At 56.2% G+C, this 18,187-nt stretch carries 18 protein-coding genes and 1 riboswitch; of the genes, 11 read left to right on the forward strand and 7 right to left on the reverse strand.

What is annotated here, in order from left to right; all coding sequences use genetic code 11:
* Window positions 1–10: 10 nt before the first annotated feature.
* On the forward strand, window positions 11–1,441 hold the full coding sequence (gene hldE, locus ABU178_RS14495) for a bifunctional D-glycero-beta-D-manno-heptose-7-phosphate kinase/D-glycero-beta-D-manno-heptose 1-phosphate adenylyltransferase HldE (RefSeq protein WP_397216136.1): 1,431 nt from the start codon (window positions 11–13) through the stop codon (window positions 1,439–1,441).
* Between the two features lie 46 nt (window positions 1,442–1,487).
* Here hldE and ubiK read toward each other — a convergent pair whose 3' ends face one another.
* Window positions 1,488–1,796: a ubiquinone biosynthesis accessory factor UbiK gene (gene ubiK / locus ABU178_RS14500; RefSeq protein WP_397216673.1), complete on the reverse strand. Its 309-nt coding sequence runs from the start codon at window positions 1,794–1,796 to the stop codon at window positions 1,488–1,490.
* 172 nt (window positions 1,797–1,968) lie between these two features.
* Window positions 1,969–2,119, forward strand: a riboswitch (FMN riboswitch).
* 107 nt (window positions 2,120–2,226) lie between these two features.
* Between ubiK and ribB the strand changes: the two genes are divergently transcribed.
* Complete coding sequence (gene ribB, locus ABU178_RS14505; protein WP_397216138.1) at window positions 2,227–2,883, forward strand: 3,4-dihydroxy-2-butanone-4-phosphate synthase; 657 nt, start codon at window positions 2,227–2,229, stop codon at window positions 2,881–2,883.
* Window positions 2,884–2,951: 68 nt separating this feature from the next.
* Here ribB and zupT read toward each other — a convergent pair whose 3' ends face one another.
* On the reverse strand, window positions 2,952–3,719 hold the full coding sequence (gene zupT / locus ABU178_RS14510; RefSeq protein WP_397216140.1) for a zinc transporter ZupT: 768 nt from the start codon (window positions 3,717–3,719) through the stop codon (window positions 2,952–2,954).
* 201 nt (window positions 3,720–3,920) lie between these two features.
* Here zupT and ygiD point away from each other — a divergent pair, with 201 nt between their 5' ends.
* Window positions 3,921–4,706 (forward strand): 4,5-DOPA-extradiol-dioxygenase, encoded by a 786-nt coding sequence (gene ygiD / locus ABU178_RS14515; protein WP_397216142.1) that lies wholly within the window; start codon window positions 3,921–3,923, stop codon window positions 4,704–4,706.
* 40 nt (window positions 4,707–4,746) lie between these two features.
* Here ygiD and ABU178_RS14520 read toward each other — a convergent pair whose 3' ends face one another.
* The 3 genes from ABU178_RS14520 to tolC all read right to left on the reverse strand — a co-directional run bounded on the left by ABU178_RS14520 (window position 4,747) and on the right by tolC (window position 8,188).
* Window positions 4,747–5,907: a glutathionylspermidine synthase family protein gene (locus tag ABU178_RS14520; protein WP_397216144.1), complete on the reverse strand. Its 1,161-nt coding sequence runs from the start codon at window positions 5,905–5,907 to the stop codon at window positions 4,747–4,749.
* A 9-nt stretch (window positions 5,908–5,916) separates the two neighbouring features.
* Window positions 5,917–6,576, reverse strand: coding sequence for a DUF1190 family protein (locus tag ABU178_RS14525; RefSeq protein WP_397216146.1), 660 nt, complete (start codon window positions 6,574–6,576; stop codon window positions 5,917–5,919).
* 142 nt (window positions 6,577–6,718) lie between these two features.
* Entirely contained in the window at window positions 6,719–8,188 is a 1,470-nt protein-coding gene (gene tolC, locus ABU178_RS14530; RefSeq protein WP_397216148.1) for an outer membrane channel protein TolC, read from the reverse strand.
* Between the two features lie 214 nt (window positions 8,189–8,402).
* Here tolC and nudF point away from each other — a divergent pair, with 214 nt between their 5' ends.
* Genes nudF through ABU178_RS14560 form a run of 6 tightly spaced genes read left to right on the forward strand, consistent with a single transcriptional unit; the run spans window position 8,403 to window position 13,808 of the window.
* Window positions 8,403–9,038, forward strand: coding sequence for an ADP-ribose diphosphatase (gene nudF, locus ABU178_RS14535; protein WP_397216150.1), 636 nt, complete (start codon window positions 8,403–8,405; stop codon window positions 9,036–9,038).
* Window positions 9,035–9,460 carry a DUF1249 family protein gene (locus tag ABU178_RS14540; RefSeq protein ID WP_397216152.1) on the forward strand — a complete coding sequence of 142 codons (426 nt, stop codon included), beginning with the start codon at window positions 9,035–9,037 and terminating at the stop codon, window positions 9,458–9,460. The genes nudF and ABU178_RS14540 overlap by 4 nt, the downstream gene beginning before the upstream one ends.
* A gap of 43 nt (window positions 9,461–9,503) precedes the next feature.
* Window positions 9,504–10,331 carry a 3',5'-cyclic-AMP phosphodiesterase gene (gene cpdA / locus ABU178_RS14545; protein WP_397216154.1) on the forward strand — a complete coding sequence of 276 codons (828 nt, stop codon included), beginning with the start codon at window positions 9,504–9,506 and terminating at the stop codon, window positions 10,329–10,331.
* 3 nt (window positions 10,332–10,334) lie between these two features.
* Complete coding sequence (yqiA, locus tag ABU178_RS14550) at window positions 10,335–10,916, forward strand: esterase YqiA (RefSeq protein ID WP_397216156.1); 582 nt, start codon at window positions 10,335–10,337, stop codon at window positions 10,914–10,916.
* A 49-nt stretch (window positions 10,917–10,965) separates the two neighbouring features.
* Window positions 10,966–12,861, forward strand: a complete 1,896-nt coding sequence (parE, locus tag ABU178_RS14555) for a DNA topoisomerase IV subunit B (RefSeq protein ID WP_397216158.1) — start codon at window positions 10,966–10,968, stop codon at window positions 12,859–12,861.
* 47 nt (window positions 12,862–12,908) lie between these two features.
* A complete protein-coding gene (locus ABU178_RS14560; protein ID WP_397216160.1) occupies window positions 12,909–13,808 on the forward strand; it encodes a LysR family transcriptional regulator in 900 nt (299 codons plus the stop codon).
* A gap of 47 nt (window positions 13,809–13,855) precedes the next feature.
* Here the strand turns inward: ABU178_RS14560 and ABU178_RS14565 are convergent, their stop codons facing one another.
* Window positions 13,856–14,167 (reverse strand): putative quinol monooxygenase, encoded by a 312-nt coding sequence (locus ABU178_RS14565; RefSeq protein WP_397216162.1) that lies wholly within the window; start codon window positions 14,165–14,167, stop codon window positions 13,856–13,858.
* 30 nt (window positions 14,168–14,197) lie between these two features.
* Complete coding sequence (locus ABU178_RS14570; RefSeq protein ID WP_397216164.1) at window positions 14,198–14,779, reverse strand: NAD(P)H-dependent oxidoreductase; 582 nt, start codon at window positions 14,777–14,779, stop codon at window positions 14,198–14,200.
* 299 nt (window positions 14,780–15,078) lie between these two features.
* Here ABU178_RS14570 and parC point away from each other — a divergent pair, with 299 nt between their 5' ends.
* Both parC and ABU178_RS14580 read left to right on the forward strand, forming a co-directional pair.
* Window positions 15,079–17,352 carry a DNA topoisomerase IV subunit A gene (gene parC / locus ABU178_RS14575; protein ID WP_397216166.1) on the forward strand — a complete coding sequence of 758 codons (2,274 nt, stop codon included), beginning with the start codon at window positions 15,079–15,081 and terminating at the stop codon, window positions 17,350–17,352.
* 47 nt (window positions 17,353–17,399) lie between these two features.
* Window positions 17,400–18,137 carry a 1-acylglycerol-3-phosphate O-acyltransferase gene (locus tag ABU178_RS14580; protein WP_397216168.1) on the forward strand — a complete coding sequence of 246 codons (738 nt, stop codon included), beginning with the start codon at window positions 17,400–17,402 and terminating at the stop codon, window positions 18,135–18,137.
* Window positions 18,138–18,187 lie beyond the last annotated feature (50 nt).

Below are 18,187 nucleotides of genomic sequence, written 5' to 3' on the forward strand. Positions count from 1 at the left end.
AGTGTCTGGAATGAAAGTAACACTGCCCGAATTCGACCGCGCCGCAGTGCTGGTTGTCGGCGACGTGATGTTGGATCGCTACTGGTATGGCCCCACGAGCCGTATTTCCCCTGAGGCCCCGGTGCCGGTGGTGAAAGTGGATACGGTGGAGGAGCGGCCGGGCGGTGCAGCCAACGTGGCAATGAACATTGCGGCGCTGGGGGCAGCTTCACGTTTGATTGGACTGACCGGCGAGGATGATGCGGCGCGCGTACTGAATGCGCGGCTGAATGACGTTAAGGTTAACTGTGATTTTGTCGCCATCAAAACCCATCCCACGATTACCAAACTGCGCGTGCTTTCCCGCAACCAGCAGCTGATTCGCCTCGACTTTGAAGAGGGCTTCGACAATGTTGACCCGGAGCCGATTCATCAGCGTATCCGCCAGTCGCTGGCGGCCTCAGGGGCGCTGGTGCTTTCCGACTATGCGAAAGGGGCGCTGACCAGCGTTCAGGCGATGATTCAGCTGGCGCGGGATGCCGGCGTGCCGGTGTTGATCGATCCGAAAGGCACCGATTTCGCTCGTTATCGCGGCGCCACGCTGCTGACGCCAAACCTCTCTGAATTTGAAGCCGTTGCCGGAAAATGCAAGAGCGAAGAAGAGATTGTGACCCGCGGCATGCAGCTGGTGACGGATTACCAACTCTCCGCTTTGCTGATTACACGCTCGGAGAATGGCATGACGCTGTTGCAGCCAGGCAAAGCGCCGCTGCATCTGCCGACCCTTGCGCAGGAAGTTTATGACGTTACCGGCGCCGGCGATACGGTGATTGGCGTGCTGGCCGCTGCGCTGGCGGCGGGCAATTCTCTGGAAGAGGCCTGCTTCCTCGCTAACGCCGCCGCAGGCGTGGTGGTCGGAAAACTCGGGACCTCAACCGTCAGCCCGGTAGAGCTGGAAAACGCGATTCATGCCCGTCCGGAAAGCGGTTTTGGCGTGATGAACGAAGTGCAGCTTAAAGAGGCGGTGGCGCTGGCGCGCAGGCGCGGTGAGAAGGTGGTGATGACCAACGGCGTTTTCGACATTCTGCACGCCGGACACGTCTCCTATCTGGCCAATGCGCGCAAGCTGGGCGATCGTCTGATCGTGGCGGTTAACAGCGATGCTTCCACCAAACGTCTGAAAGGCGAAACGCGTCCGGTGAACCCGCTGGTTAACCGCATGATCGTGCTGGGCGCGCTGGAAGCGGTGGATTGGGTGGTTTCATTCGAAGAGGATACGCCGCAGCGTCTGATCGCTGACGTTCTGCCGGATCTGCTGGTAAAAGGCGGCGATTACCGACCGGAAGATATCGCGGGCAGCAAGGAGGTGTGGGCGAACGGCGGCGAGGTGATGGTGCTTAACTTCGAAGATGGCATCTCAACGACCAATATCATCAAAACCATTCGCGGCGCGAAAAGCTAAAAGCTGTGCGGGAGCCAGGCTCCCGCAAAAACGGCAGATCCGGGATTTACTGCGGATCTTCCGTTTTGATCACTTCCTGCGGCACGCTGGCGGCGGGGGTCACGCTGTTAACCGTCGCGTTGTTCTCTAACTGCGCCAGACGCTGCTCCAGCGCGGCCAGCTTCTCACGGGTGCGCAGCAAAACCTGCGTCTGCACATCAAACTCTTCGCGGTTTACCAAATCCATGCGGGTAAGCTGCGCCTGTAGCACCTGGCGAATTTTCTTTTCGACGTCATCGCCAAATTCACGAATTCCTTTTGGCATGGCCTCATGCACCTGACGCGCAAGTTGTTCAATTTTTTTCGTGTCGATCATGGTGATTTCCTGTTTGCGGGTTGCCGACGGCAGCGTCTCTTTTGTCAAAATATGCATTAAGTGTAATGCCAGAAATGAAAAGGTTAAACCTCAAATCGTCAACGCAGGAAATGCAAAAGCTTTTGCGGTTTTGTCGATTGCCCGCCCGGTTTTTTGGCGTTATAGTGATTTTGCTTATTCTCAGGGCGGGGCGAAATTCCCCACCGGCGGTAAATCAGCGTTGCTGAAAGCCCGCGAGCGCTTCAGATCCTCAGGTTTGAAGGTCAGCAGATCCGGTGTAATTCCGGGGCCGACGGTTAAAGTCCGGATGGGAGAGGGTAACGACATCAGTCGGGCTATGCCTGCTTCACGTTATTGCCATGTCTTTTTGACGTCACTCCTAAGTTCGCCCTGATTCTGGTAACTCATATTCTTACATAAGGTTTTTACCATGAATCAGACGCTTCTTTCTGAATTTGGCACGCCGGAACAGCGTGTGGAACGCGCCGTTGCGGCGCTGCGGGACGGCCGCGGCGTAATGGTGCTTGATGACGAAAATCGTGAAAATGAAGGCGATATGATTTTCGCCGCCGAAACCATGACCGTAGAGCAGATGGCGCTGACTATTCGTCACGGCAGCGGCATTGTTTGCCTGTGCCTGACCGACGCGCGTCGTCAGCAGCTTGAGCTGCCGATGATGGTAGAGAACAACACCAGCTCATACGGCACCGGTTTTACGGTGACCATTGAAGCGGCGCAGGGGGTTACCACCGGCGTTTCCGCTAAAGATCGTCTTACCACTATTCGTACCGCCATTGCTGATAACGCCAAACCCAGCGACCTGAATCGTCCGGGCCACGTTTTCCCGCTGCGCGCGCAGGATGGCGGCGTGCTGACGCGCGGCGGCCACACCGAAGCGACTATCGATCTGGTTACGCTGGCAGGCTTCAAACCGGCTGGCGTGCTCTGCGAACTGACCAATGATGACGGTTCTATGGCGCACGCGCCTGAAGCGATCGTCTTTGCGAAACAGCATGATATGCCGGTTGTCACCATCGAAGATTTGGTGGCGTATCGTCGTGAACGCGAGACGCGTCAGGCGAGCTGATCCTGGCCTGAACAACGAAAAAGCCGGAAAATCCCGGCTTTTTTTATGTCGCTGATTTACCGGTGCCACTAGCTGATACCGCTGCTTTGCAGCAGCGTCAGGCTCAGGCCCATCACCGTCATACCGCACAGTACGCCATAACTGGGATTGTTGTGGGGATCGATTTCACGCGCCAGCGGCATCAGCTCATCAACCGAGAGCGCCACCATAATCCCGGCGACAGCCGCCATTACCGCAGCGATGACCACGGGCGACACCATCGGACCAAACAGCATAAAGGCGGTAATGCCGCCGATAATTTCCGCCATCCCGGAGGCGCAGGCCCAGAATATCGCCTTCATCTTTGAGCCGGTGGCCGCATACATGGGACCGGCTACCGCCAGACCTTCAGGAATATTATGAATGGCAACAGCCAGGGCGATGCCCAGCCCCAAATCCATATCGCTGCTGGCGGTAACAAAGGTGGCGACGCCCTCCGGAAAATTGTGCAGGCTGATGCCAAGCGTCAACAACATGGCGGTGCGTCTGAGGTTGGCGGGGCGGCGATTAATCGCCATCAAATCCTGCGGGTGCTGATGCGGCAGCATACGGTCCAATGCAAAATAGCCCAGCAGACCCAACATAAACATGCCGTACCCTAACACCGGTGACATCCCAGGAGTATGCAGAGCCACAGGCAGCATTTCCATCAGAGAGATAAGCAACATAATGCCTGCGGCGAAGCCCAGGGCGAAAGCCAGCACGCGATTGGACGGCTTTTGTCCCATCACCCCGACGACGGCCCCAACAAAAGTGGCTCCGCCAGCCAGAATGGTCAAAAGCAACGGCACTGACATGCTCATCTCCTTGATGATAATGATTCCTGGTTAACTTACCTTTGCCCTTACAAAAAATAAAGTTTTGTTACGTAAAGAAATGTCGCTGTTTTTTTATTCAAATTTTCTGACGATGATCATCATGCTTATCAGAGTTATTCCGGTCGCTAAACGGCGTATCGTAGCCGTCATCAAAACAACTTACTGGTCCGGGAAAGTCTCATGAGTGAAATTCGTATGCCTGCGCTGTTTCTGGGTCATGGCAGCCCGATGAATGCGCTGGAAGAGAACCGTTATACTCAGGCCTGGCGTAAACTGGGTAAAACCTTACCGCGTCCACGCGCCATTGTGGCGGTTTCCGCACACTGGTATACGCGCGGTACGGCGGTAACGGCAATGAATAACCCGCGTACTATTCATGATTTTGGCGGCTTCCCACAGGCGCTTTATGATACGTATTATCCGGCGCCCGGCTCGCCGGAGCTGGCTCAGGAAATTGCCGAGCTGCTGGCGCCGGTTGCGGTGCATCTTGATCAGGAATGGGGATTCGATCACGGCTCATGGGGAGTGTTAATCAAGATGTACCCGGATGCGGATATCCCGGTAGTGCAGCTCAGCGTTGACAGCACCAAATCAGCCGCCTGGCATTATGAACTGGGACACAAGCTGGCGGCGTTGCGCGATTGTGGCGTAATGATTGTCGCCAGCGGCAACGTAGTGCATAACCTGCGTATGTTGCGCTGGCAGGGCGGTGAAGAGGCCTGGCCATGGGCCAATTCATTCAATGAATTTGTTCGTGAAAACCTGAACTTTCAGGGGGAAGCTGAAGCGCATCCGCTGGTGAGCTTTATGCAACATGAGCATGCAAAGCTCGCAAATCCTACGCCAGAGCATTATCTGCCGCTACTTTATGTGCTGGGCTCGCGCCAGCCTGACGAGGCGGTGACGATCCCCGTCGATGGCGTAGAGATGAGCGCTATCAGTATGCTGTCAGTGCGGGTTGGCTAACGGCGCGGCGTAAAAAAGGCCGCAAATTGCGGCCTGATGATTACTCGATAAAAGCGTGCGGATAAAAGCGCGACAGATCCTGAGTAATCAAATCGCGATCCTCGCGGAGTCCGATGCCAGCGGGCTGATCGTCAATCAACCAGCTGCCGATCAGGGTATAGCTGTCGCCGAATTTCGGCAGTGGATAAAACTGCTGCACGATCATGCCTTCTTCGCCATAGGGACCGTCGACGCGGGCAATCTCTTTACCGTTTTCGATAATGCGAATGTTAGCGCCTTCACGCGAGAAGAGCGGCTTCACCACATATTTATCCATTGATGGCACGTTATCGTCAGCAAAATAAGACGGCAGCAAATTGGGATGGTTGGGAAACATCTGCCACAGCATCGGCAGCAAAGCCTTATTCGACAGAATGCTCTTCCAGGCAGGCTCCAGCCAGCGCACGCCGGCATCCGCCAGCTTGGTCGAAAATATCTCGCGCAGCATGAATTCCCACGGATAGAGCTTGAAGAGATTGCTGATTACCTGATCGTTGACATCGGTAAACTGACCTTTCTCTCCCAAACCGATCTCATCGATATAAAGAAACTCGCTCGGCAAGCCCGCTTCGGTGGCGCAATCCTGAAGGTACTGCACCGTGCCGCGATCTTCTTCTGTGTCGCGGCAGCAGGCGAAATGCAGCCAGTTAAAGCCGTGCTGCTGATGAAGCGCCGCGAAACGCTCAATCAGCTTCTCCTGCAAACTGTTAAATTGATCGCTGCCTGCCGGAAGCTGGCCGGCATTCAGCTGATCTTCCAGCCAGATCCATTGAAAAAACGCCGCTTCGTAGAGCGAGGTGGGCGTATCGGCATTATTCTCCAGCAGCTTAGCATCGCCTTTGCCATCCCAGGCGAGATCGAGGCGGGAGTAGAGGGAAGGCTGGCTCAGTTTCCAGGAGTCGCGAACAAAATCCCAGGTGTGTTTGGGAATGCGGAACCGGGTCAGCAGCTCCTCGCTTTTCACCACTTTCTCCACCACATCAAGGCACATCTGATGCAGCTCGGCCGTGGTCGCCTCCAGCTTCTCGATTTGCGCAAGAGTGAACTGATAATAAGCATCCTCACACCAGTAGGGCTCGCCATGCATGGTATGAAAACGGAAGCCGTATTCGGTGGCTTTTTCGCGCCAGCCTGGTCGTTCTGTAATGGCAATGCGTTGCATAAGGGTGGGTTAGCCTCCAAACGAACGGCTGCTGGTGCCGGTGGCGCTGCTGCGCTGCATGCTGTTCTGTTTTGCGACGGTTTCACCAAAACCGCCGCGGGTTACGGTGGTCGTGGTGGCCGGTTTTGGCGCCAGCGCGGTTTTCGGCACCGTCATGGTACGGCCAGAAGCGGCATTGCCATAATTACGACCGGACGCATCGACAAACTGGCCGTTCGCCGGGCTGTTCGGCGTTCTGGGCGAGAACAGCGGCTGCTGGGCAAAGCCCGCTCCGCCACCCATCAAACGTCCCATCATGTAACCGGCCATCAGCGGCATCCAGAAACTGCCGCTCTGCTGAGGCTCAGCCTGAGTGCCTGCCTGCGCGGGCGCTTGCTGACACTGATTTTCCCCGAACTCCGCCACGCAATCCTCTTTACTGGCATATTTCGGCGCGGTGCGCTCCGCTTCTTTCAGCGCATTGTTATACGCAGTGGTGCATTGCGCGCTTTGATCGGGATTCGCTTTCGAGCAATCATCCGCATTCTGATAGAGCGCAACGGTTTCATCATTTTGTTCGCAGCCAGCCAGCATAAATACCGCCGAAATGGCGAAAGCGACCGGGGTTAAATGTCTTGCCTGCCAGCTCTTGCGAAAGGCGGCATGACGAATATTTTTAGTCCGTTTCATTATCGTGATCCTGTGCCCAAAGGTAGCGCTTAGGATAGGGGATGAGTGGTGAAAAATGAAGCTGAGGGGCTGAACGTTAAGGGATATTTACGTTGCTATACGTTTGATTGGGAAAGGGGCCGCAAACGGGCCCCTGAAAGCATTAATGGCTGAATGGATTGCTGGTGCTGCGCGCGGCGGCAGGACGCGCGGCGGCGGGCGACATGCCGGCATTCGCGCTCGGGCCGTTGTCGGCACGGGAGTCCTGCTGCGGATTCTCCGGCGCAACGCTTTCCGGCGAGGTCGGGATCTCTTTGCCCAGCTGAGCGTTAAGCGTCGCCAGGTCCTGTTCATTCAGAGTGCCGAGCGCATATTTGATATTCAGCTGATTAATCAGATAGCTGTAGCGCGCATCCGACAGCTGCTGCTTCGCGCTGTAGAGCGTAGTGGTGGCGTCCAGCACATCAACAATGGTACGGGTGCCGACCTGATAACCCGCTTCGGTGGCTTCCAGCGAGCTTTGCGCGGAAACGACCGCCTGCCTGAAGGCCTCGATGCTGCTGATAGAAGCGTTCACGTTGTTAAAGGAGGAGCGAACGGTCTGCACAGCAGAGCGATGCGCGCTTTCTAACTGTTCGCTGGCGCTGACAAAGCTGTACTGCGCCTGTTTCACCTGCGAAGTCACACTACCGCCGCTGTAGAGGGGCAGAGAAAAGCTCAGACCCACCTGGTTGGAACCAGAGATAGCATCGTTGGTGGTGCCCTGGTTAGCGCGGCTGCCGCCATATTTGGTATTGGAAAGACCGGTAGACGCGGTAAGATCCAGCGTAGGCATATGGCCGGTTTCAGCATAGCGAATCTGTTCGCGCGCCAGATCCTGCGACAAACGCGCCGAGAGCAGGCTCAGGTTGCGGCTTTCCGCCTCTTTTAACAGGGTATTGACCGGCGACGGCTTAGTGGTCTGGAAGCGATCGATATTGAGCGACGCCAGCGAGAGATAAGCATTGCCGGTAATCTGGCGCAGCGTTTCAACCTGGTTATCAAGGGTATTACGTGCCGTGACTTCATTCGCCAGCACGGCGTCATACTGCGCGCGCGCGTTTTGCACGTCGGTGATGGCGACCAGGCCAACGTTAAAGCGCTGAGTGGTCTGATCCAGCTGACGATAAATAGATTGTTTTTGCGCTTCGTAGTAAGAAAGCGTATCGATCGCGTTCAGTACGTTAAAATAAGCGGTAGCGGTGTTCAGGATCAGATTCTGCTGGGCAACCTGATAGGAGACATCCTGGATGCCGGCGGTTTTTTCCTGCAGCGTCAGGGCGCGCCATCTCGACATATCAAAAATGGTCTGCGTCAGTTGCAGTGAGGCGCTGGTCGTGTTGGAGTGAATACCGCTGCTGTCGCGATAGCCGCCGTTATATGCATAATCTGCGCCCAAACCCAGCTGCGGCAACAAAGGACTGCGAGCTTCATTGATCTTTTCGAACGCGGCATCGCGATCGGCAGCGGAGCTGCGTAAGTCAGGGTTGCTCAGGCGAGCCTGCTGGTAGACCTGAACCAGATTCTCTGCCTGACTGGCGAAGCTGAAAGCGCCCAGGCTCAGTCCAATAACGAATGGGAGCAGTTTTTTCATTTGCATTCCTTGTGTTGCAGCAAAATAGCTAGGGTAGCGCTGCCGATAAGCCAAAAAATAATCGCCGATTCTAGCAGAGTACGACTGCCAGATAAGTTGGCTGAACGTGCCTTCTGCCCCTAATTTACGCAAATATTTCAGAAAGAACCACTCAGATGGAGTAAGAGGGTTGGCTTTTCTTAGCTCCATCCCAATCTGCATAAGGAGTCAGACGATGACGGGCGAGAAAAAATCTCCTGTGACTTTCACAAAAAACGATGTAGAAATTATTGCACGCGAAACACTTTACGACGGTTTTTTTTCGCTTGTTCGCTATCGCTTTCGCCATCGTCTTTTTAATGGCGAAATGAGCGGTGAAGTGCAGCGCGAAGTTTTTGAGCGCGGGCACGCCGCCGTGCTGCTACCCTATGATCCCCTGCGCGATGAAGTGGTGCTGATCGAACAGATCCGCATCCCGGCCTATGACACCAGCCGTACCCCCTGGCTGCTGGAACTGGTGGCGGGCATTATCGAGCCTGGCGAGAGCGTGGAAGAGGTGGTGCGCCGTGAGGCGGTGGAGGAGGCGGGCCTGTCGGTAGGCCGTGTTAAATCTGTGATAAATTATCTGGCCAGTCCGGGCGGCACCACCGAGCGCCTGTCGGTACTGGTCGGGGAAGTGGATGCCAGCCTGGCAGAGGGATACCACGGGCTGGAGGAAGAGAATGAGGATATTCTTGTCCATGTGGTCAGCCGGGAGCAGGCTTACCGCTGGGTTGAGGAGGGAATAATTGACAACGCGGCGTCTGTCATTGCCCTGCAATGGTTAGCGTTGCACCATGCGAAATTACGAGAAGAGTGGAAGATAACATGAGACAGCGCTATACCCCTGATTTCCCCGAGATGATGCGGCTGTGCGAAACCAATTTTGCCCAACTACGCCGCCTGCTGCCGCGCAGCGACGAAGCGGGCGCATCGGTGACTTATCAGGTGAATGGCGCCAGCTATCAATTGACGATCGAAGAGTCTACCCGTTACACCACGTTGGTGGAGATTCGACAGGTTGCGCCTGCCGTCAGTTACTGGAGCCTGCCTTCGATGTCGGTCAGGTTATATCACGATGCGATGGTCGCTGAAGTGTGTTCAACACAGCAGATCTATCGCTTTAAAGCGCGTTATGATTACCCCAATAAAAAATTGCATCAGCGCGATGAGAAACATCAGATTAATCAGTTTCTCGCTGACTGGTTGCGCTACTGCCTGGCGCATGGAGCCATGGCGGTACCGGTCTGCTGATAGCGTAAAACGTGTGAAACGGCGTGGAGATTAAGGAAACGCTTTGGATAGCCTGCTAACTCTTCCTGTGGCGAATGGGTCCAAAATCAGGATCTTACAGATTACAGATACCCACCTTTTCGCGGGTAAAGATGAATCGCTGCTGGGCGTAAATACCTGGGCGAGTTATGACGCGGTGCTGCAGGCCATTGCGGCTCAGCAGCGCGAGTATGATCTTATCATCGCGACCGGAGACTTAGCTCAGGATCACTCAATCGAAGCGTATCAGCATTTTGCTGAGGGGATTTCACGCCTGCCGGCGCCCTGCGTCTGGCTGCCCGGCAATCACGATTTTCAGCCTGCGATGTTTGATACCTTAGCCAAAGCGAAAATCGCCGACGCCAAACACGTTTTCCTTGGCGAACAGTGGCAACTGGTGCTGCTGGACAGCCAGGTTTTCGGCGTGCCGCACGGCATGCTGAGCGAATATCAGCTCGAATGGCTGGAGAAAACCCTGGCGCTGGCGCCGGAGCGGCACACGCTGGTGTTGCTGCATCACCATCCTCAGGCATCAGGCTGCACCTGGCTCGATCAGCACAGCCTGCGCAATCCGCATCAGCTGGACGCGGTGCTGGAGCGCTATCCGCTGGCAAAGACGTTAATTTGCGGCCATATCCATCAGGAGATGGATATCGAGTGGCAAGGACGTCGGATTCTGGCCACGCCCTCCACCTGCGTGCAGTTCAAGCCGCACTGCACCGGCTTTACCATTGACAGCGTGGCCCCCGGCTGGCGCTGGCTGGAGCTGGAAACAGATGGCAGGGTCTTTACCGAAGTGAATCGCCTGCAAACGCGGGCATTCTGTCCCGATCTTGACGCTGAAGGCTATTAACTCATGGCGGCGTTGCTCTATCTGCACGGTTTCAACAGTTCGCCGCAGTCGGCCAAAGCGACGCTGTTTCAGCGCTGGCTGGCTGAAACGCGCCCGCAAATTGAGATGATTGTGCCGCAGCTGCCCGCCTTTCCGGCTGATGCCGCTCTGCTGCTGGAAGAGCTGGTGCTTCAGCGTGCGGGCGAGCCGCTGGGCCTGATCGGCTCCTCGCTGGGCGGCTACTACGCCACCTGGCTGTCGCAATGTTTTATGGTGCCGGCGGTGGTGGTGAACCCGGCGGTGCGCCCCTTTGAGTTGCTGGCGGATTACCTGGGGACAAATCAGAATCCATACACCGGTCAGCAATATGTGTTAGAGTCACGCCACATTTACGATCTGAAAGTGATGCAGATTGAGCCGCTGGAAGCGCCTGATTTACTCTGGCTGCTGCAACAAACCGGCGATGAAGTGCTCGATTACCGTCAGGCGCTCGATTATTACAGTTCCTGTCGCCAGACGGTAGAAGAGGGCGGCAATCATGCCTTTATCGGATTCGAACGCTATTTCCCGCCGATTCTCGACTTCCTTGGTCTGAATCACGTCTGAGCGCGGCGGGAGTCGCGACTATTATCAAACTTCAAATCAGACAGTTACGATGACTCAATCAAGCTATAACGCGGATGCCATTGAGGTTCTTACTGGCCTCGAGCCCGTACGTCGTCGTCCGGGCATGTACACTGATACTTCGCGTCCCAACCATCTGGGACAGGAAGTGATAGATAACAGCGTCGATGAGGCGCTGGCCGGGCACGCAAAACGTGTGGAAGTGATCCTGCACGCGGATCAGTCGCTGGAAGTAATCGACGACGGGCGCGGCATGCCGGTAGATATCCATCCGGAAGAGGGCGTGCCTGCGGTTGAACTGATCCTGTGCCGTCTGCACGCTGGCGGTAAGTTCTCCAATAAAAACTATCAGTTCTCCGGCGGCCTGCACGGCGTCGGTATTTCCGTGGTCAACGCCCTGTCGAAACGCGTTGAGGTCACGGTGCGCCGCAACGGCGAAGTTTACGATATCGCCTTTGAAAATGGCGAGAAGGTGCAGGATCTCACCGTTACCGGCAGCGTCAGCAAACGCAATACCGGTACGCGGGTCCACTTCTGGCCAGATGTCTCGTTCTTCGACAGCCCGCGCTTCTCCATTTCACGCCTGACGCATCTGTTAAAAGCCAAAGCGGTGCTTTGCCCTGGCGTGGAGATTGTGTTTAAGGATAAGGTCAACAACACCGAGCAGCGCTGGCTCTATGAAGATGGTCTGACCGACTATCTTTGCGAGGCGGTAAATGGCCTGCCGACGCTGCCGGAAAAACCCTTTGTCGGCAGCTTTGCCGGTGATGTGGAGGCGGTGGACTGGGCATTGCTCTGGCTGCCGGAAGGCGGCGAGCTGCTAACGGAGAGCTACGTTAACCTGATCCCCACCATGCAGGGCGGCACGCACGTTAACGGTTTGCGCCAGGGCCTGCTGGACGCGATGCGTGAGTTCTGCGAATACCGCAATATCCTGCCGCGCGGCGTGAAGCTCTCGGCAGAAGATATCTGGGATCGCTGCGCCTATGTGCTCTCGGTAAAAATGCAGGATCCGCAGTTTGCGGGCCAGACCAAAGAACGCTTATCGTCGCGTCAGTGCGCGGCCTTTGTTTCCGCAGTGGTAAAAGACGCCTTCAGCCTGTGGCTCAACCAGAACGTGCAGGCGGCGGAACAGCTGGCGGAGCTGGCGATTTCCAGCGCCCAACGTCGTATGCGCGCGGCGAAAAAGGTGGTGCGTAAAAAGCTGACCAGCGGACCGGCGTTGCCCGGCAAGCTGGCAGACTGCACCGCGCAGGATCTGAATAAAACCGAGCTGTTCCTGGTGGAAGGGGATTCGGCGGGCGGCTCAGCCAAACAGGCGCGCGACCGTGAATACCAGGCGATCATGCCGCTGAAAGGCAAAATCCTGAATACCTGGGAAGTCTCCTCAGATGAGGTACTCGCCTCGCAGGAAGTACATGATATCTCTGTGGCGATCGGCATCGATCCCGACAGCGAAGATCTCAGCCAGCTGCGCTACGGTAAAATCTGCATTCTGGCGGATGCGGATTCCGATGGCCTGCATATCGCCACCTTGCTCTGCGCGCTGTTTGTAAAGCATTTCCGCTCGCTGGTGAAAGGCGGCCACGTCTACGTGGCGATGCCGCCGCTCTATCGCATCGATCTCGGCAAAGAGGTATGGTATGCGCTGGATGAAGATGAGAAAGAGGGCGTGCTGGAGCAGCTGAAGCGCAAAAAAGGCAAGCCTAACGTGCAGCGTTTTAAAGGGCTGGGCGAGATGAACCCGCTGCAGCTGCGCGAAACCACCCTCGATCCCAATACGCGCCGTCTGGTACAGCTTACCATTGACGACGAAGACGTTGATCAGACGCTACGTATGATGGATATGCTGCTGGCCAAAAAGCGCTCGGAAGATCGCCGCAACTGGCTGCAGGAAAAAGGCGATATGGCCGATATCGACGTGTAATAACAGGGACGCTGCGGCGTCCCTTTTCGTCACAGGAAAAGAGACGGGTGAAGATTACGCTTGAAGAGCTGCGCGCCTGGGTCGTGGTGGTGGATACCGGATCGATTACCGCCGCGGCGGAGCAACTGGAACAAACCAGCTCCGGCATCAGCCGGGCGCTGAGCCGACTGGAAAGCAAGCTGCAAACCACCTTGTTGCACCGCACTACGCGACGTCTGGCGCTCACCGAAGAGGGGCAGATCTTTCTGACGCACGCGCGCAAAATCCTCGCCTCGGTGGAGCAGGCCGAAGAGCAAATCGCTCAGCGCCGTGAAACCCCGGCAGGCCGTCTGCGTATTAACGCCGCCACGCCCTTTATGCTGCATGTCATTGTGCCGCTGGTGGAGGAGTTCAGCACGCGCTATCCCCTTGTTCAGCTTGAACTGAATACCGACGACATCGTTATCGATCTGCTGGAGCAGCAAACCGATATTGCGATCCGCATCGGCGAGCTGCGGGATTCCACCATCCGGGCACGTATGCTCGGCCACAGTCGGCTGCGTCTGCTGGCAAGTCCGACCTATCTGGCGAAATATGGCGAGCCGCAGAGCGTGGCTGCGTTATCGCAGCATCGTCTGATCGGATTCAGCAATTCCGACGTGCATAACCGCTGGCCGGTATGGGAAAAAGAGGGACAGCTGCTGCAGATCAAGCCCACCATCGGCGCGTCCAGCGGCGAAACCATCCGGCAGCTGGCGTTGGCGGGACAGGGCATTGCGCGGATTTCCGACTTTGTCAGCGAGAGCGATATGGCCAGCGGCAGGCTGGTTCAGGTACTGGAAAGTGAAACGCGTGATACCCGTTTGCCGGTGCATGCGGTCTACTACAGCAATTCGACGCTGGCGGCGCGCATCACCTGTTTTCTGGATTTCCTGCGGGACAAGATTGAGGAGCAGAAGCTTTTCTGAGCCTGAGCGAAATCATTCCCCCGAATGCGGGGGAGTCATTCAGCCTGTTACCCGTGGGTGGGTTCCAGTACCAGGATTTTCACATCAACCACATCATCTTTAATCGCTGCGCGATGCGCCTCCATATGCGGCATCTGCTGATGCTGCTCCAGATGACGCAGCGATTCCCACTGTTCCAGCATAAAAATGGAATCTGGCGAGTTGTGTTTCCATGGCATCTGCGCCTGATGGTCTACCAGCGCGTCATACTGACCGCAACCCTCTTCCTGCAGCACCACGGGGGTAAGCTTTTGAATCGCCGCCAGCACCCGATCGCGATGGCCCGGTTTAATGCAAATCTCAGCAACCACGGTCAACATAGCCTTGTTCCTTTTTTTAGCTATATACAGTTAAGCAAAGATCTGGCTGAGATGAGTCCGATAACGCTCGATATCGCGCGGAATATCCGGCTGTTTGATGACGTCGTTACAGATAAAGGTCGGCAGTGCTTCCATGCCAAGGAACTGATTCGCCTTGTGGAAATGGAGATAAAGCCCGTCAACGCCAACGCCTTCAAAGAACTGCTCCGGATCGGTAAAGGCTTCCAGCGGCGCGTTCCAGGTCAGGGAAAGCATATATTTTTTGCCCTGGATCAGACCGCCGGAACCATATTTTTTAGCGGCATCGGCGCGCGTACGGCCATCGCTGGCGTAAAGTGAACCGTGACCTTCGGTGAAGACTTCATCGATATATTTTTTTACGATCCAGGGTTCGCCCATCCACCAGCCCGGCATCTGATAGATCACGACGTCGCTGTCGAGGTATTTCTGCACCTCATCGGCGACGACGTAGCCTTTATCGACTTCAGTTACCGCAACCTCATGACCCTGATCGCGCAGCCAGGTGGTTGCCACGTTGGTCATGGTATGGTTCAGCTCGCCTTTGGAATGGGCGAAGGCCTTGCCGCCGTCGATAATCAAAATTTTGCTCATTTATTCAGCTCCCGTATCAAAGAATAACGCCAGTTTACCTGATGACGGAACGGGGAAAAATACGGCTTTGGTCACAATACTTTTGCTGCAAACGCAACAATCAGGCTCGCTTGCTGAAAAAAGTGAAAAAGAAAACCTCAGAGGCAAGCCGTTGTTGTTTGTCCGTCCTGCCACCTGCGGTGAAGGGGCCGTCACCTGCAGGCTCCCCTGTGACTAACCGCGGCGAATAAGGTACTATCCTCGCCAAACGATCGCCGGTGTTCCGCTGCGGCGGGCTACGATGTGAGGAAGCAAGCTTAATGAGTGAATTGACGCAGGATGGTGCAGAGCGTCTTGCCCTGCACAAATTTACTGAAAACGCGTACCTGAACTACTCCATGTACGTCATCATGGACAGGGCGCTGCCCTATATCGGCGACGGCCTGAAGCCGGTGCAGCGCCGTATTGTCTACGCCATGTCCGAGCTGGGTTTGAACGCCAGCGCCAAATTTAAAAAGTCGGCGCGTACCGTGGGTGACGTGCTGGGTAAATATCATCCGCACGGCGACAGCGCCTGTTACGAAGCGATGGTGTTAATGGCGCAGCCCTTTTCCTATCGTTATCCGCTGGTCGACGGGCAGGGCAACTGGGGCGCCCCGGACGATCCGAAATCTTTCGCCGCGATGCGCTACACCGAATCGCGCCTGTCCAAATATGCCGAAGTACTGCTCAGCGAGCTGGGCCAGGGCACGGTGGATTTTGCGCCTAACTTCGACGGCACCTTGCAGGAGCCGAAGATGCTGCCTGCACGCCTGCCGAACATTCTGCTGAACGGCACCACCGGCATTGCGGTAGGCATGGCGACCGATATTCCGCCGCACAACCTGCGTGAAGTGGCGCAGGCGGCGATAACGCTGATCGACAATCCAAAAACCACGCTGGAAATGCTGCTGGATATCGTGCAGGGACCCGATTTCCCCACCGAGGCGGAGATCATCACGCCGCGCGAGGAAATCCGCAAAATCTACCAGAACGGCCGTGGATCCATCCGCCAACGCGCGGTATGGAAGAAAGAGGATGGCGAGGCGGTAATCACCGCGTTGCCGCATCAGGTCTCCGGCGCGCGCGTGCTGGAGCAGATCGCGGCGCAAATGCGCAATAAAAAGCTGCCGATGGTTGAAGATCTGCGCGACGAGTCGGATCACGAAAACCCCACGCGTCTGGTGATTGTGCCGCGTTCCAACCGTGTCGATCTTGATCAGGTGATGAACCACCTGTTCGCCACCACCGATCTTGAAAAGAGCTATCGCGTTAACCTGAACATGATCGGACTGGATAACCGTCCGGCGGTGAAAAACCTGCTGGAAATCCTCTCCGAATGGCTGGTGTTCCGTCGCGATACCGTGCGCCGCCGCCTTAACTACCGTCTTGAGAAGGTGCTGCGTCGTCTGCATATCCTGCAAGGCTTGCTGATCGCTTTTCTGAATATTGATGAAGTGATCCACATCATCCGCAGCGAAGATGAGCCGAAGCCGGTATTGATGTCGCGCTTTGAGATCAGCGAAACCCAGGCGGAAGCGATTCTGGAGCTGAAACTGCGTCACCTCGCCAAACTGGAAGAGGTGAAAATTCGCAGCGAGCAGAGCGAGCTGGAGAAAGAGCGCGACCAGATCCAGGCGATTCTCGCCTCAGAGCGCAAAATGAATACCTTGCTGAAGAAAGAACTGCAGGCGGACAGCAACGCCTACGGCGACGATCGCCGTTCACCACTGCGCGAACGCGAAGAGGCGAAAGCGCTGAGCGAAAACGAGCTGGTGCCTTCCGAGCCGGTCACCATCGTGCTTTCTCAGATGGGCTGGGTGCGCAGCGCCAAAGGCCACGATATCGATCCTGCCGGGCTGAGCTACAAAGCGGGCGACAGCTATCTCGCCGCGGCGCGTGGCAAGAGTAACCAGCCGGTGGCCTTTATCGACTCCACGGGACGCAGCTATACGCTGGATCCTACCTCGCTGCCGTCGGCGCGTGGTCAGGGCGAGCCGCTCACCGGTAAGCTAACGCCGCCGCCGGGCGCGGTGGTGGAACAGGTGCTGATGGAGGCGGAAGAGCAGCGTCTGCTGATGGCTTCCGATGCCGGTTACGGCTTTATCTGTACCTTTAACGATCTGATTTCGCGCAACCGCGCTGGTAAAGCGCTGCTCTCGCTGCCTGATAACGCCAAAGTGATGACGCCGATGGCGGTACATCATGAGGATGACATGCTGCTGGCGATTACCGCTGCCGGACGTATGCTGATGTTCCCGGTGGGCGATCTGCCGCAAATGTCGAAAGGCAAAGGCAATAAGATCGTCTCTATTCCGTCAGCGGAAGCGGCGGCGGGTCAGGATAAGCTGGCGTGGCTGCTGATTCTGCCGCCGGGCAGCGCCGTCACGCTCCACGTCGGCAAACGCAAAATGACATTGCGTAGCGAAGAGCTGCAGAAATTCCGCGCCGAACGCGGACGTCGCGGCACGCTGCTGCCGCGCGGTCTACAACGTATCGATCGCGTTGAGCTGGATGCGCCAGCCCGGCCGGATGCGGTGGCCAGCGAAGAATAAACAAAGCTGTACGCTCACGGGTCAGGCGATGCCACAATGAGGAAGTTATGTTATTAATTTTGCGTACTATTTACATTATTATCTTTTCGCTTTTGGTCTGTGTGTTTGGATCGATCTGGTGTCTTTTTTCGCCGCGTAATCCGCGCCATGTTTCTACGTTTGGCCGGCTGTTTGGCACCATGTCAGGCATCTGCGGCGTCAAGGTGGAGTTGCGTAAGCCTGCGGGGGCGGAAAATTACGGCAATGCCATCTATATTGCTAACCACCAGAACAATTACGACATGATTACCGCGGCGAAAATTGTTCAGCCGCCGACGGTAACGGTAGGGAAAAAAAGCCTGCTCTGGATCCCGTTTTTCGGCCCGCTCTACTGGCTGACCGGCAATCTGCTGATTGATCGGGACAACCGCGCCAAGGCGCACGGCACCATTGGCGACGTGGTAGAGCAGTTCAAAAAGAAGAACATCTCTTTCTGGATGTTCCCGGAAGGCACGCGCAGCCGTGGACGTGGTCTGCTGCCGTTTAAAACCGGCGCATTTCATGCGGCGGTTGCGGCAGGCGTCCCGATTATTCCGGTGGTGGTTTCCAACACTCACGGCAAAATCAAACTCAACCGCCTGAAAAACGGTTTAGTGATCGTAGAGATGCTGCCGCCGGTGGACATCAAAGCGTTTGAAAACGCCTCGGTGCGCAAGCTGGCGACCCACTGTCGCGAGCTGATGTCGGCGAAGCTGGAAGAGCTTAACGCTGAAGTCGCCGAGCGCGAGAAAAACGGTAAAATCTGACCGGTTAACACAGCCAAAAAAGGGGCGTGAGCATCCGCGACACGCCCCGC

The organism is Pantoea osteomyelitidis, from assembly GCF_044342975.1.
GTDB classification, from domain to species: domain Bacteria; phylum Pseudomonadota; class Gammaproteobacteria; order Enterobacterales; family Enterobacteriaceae; genus Pantoea; species Pantoea osteomyelitidis.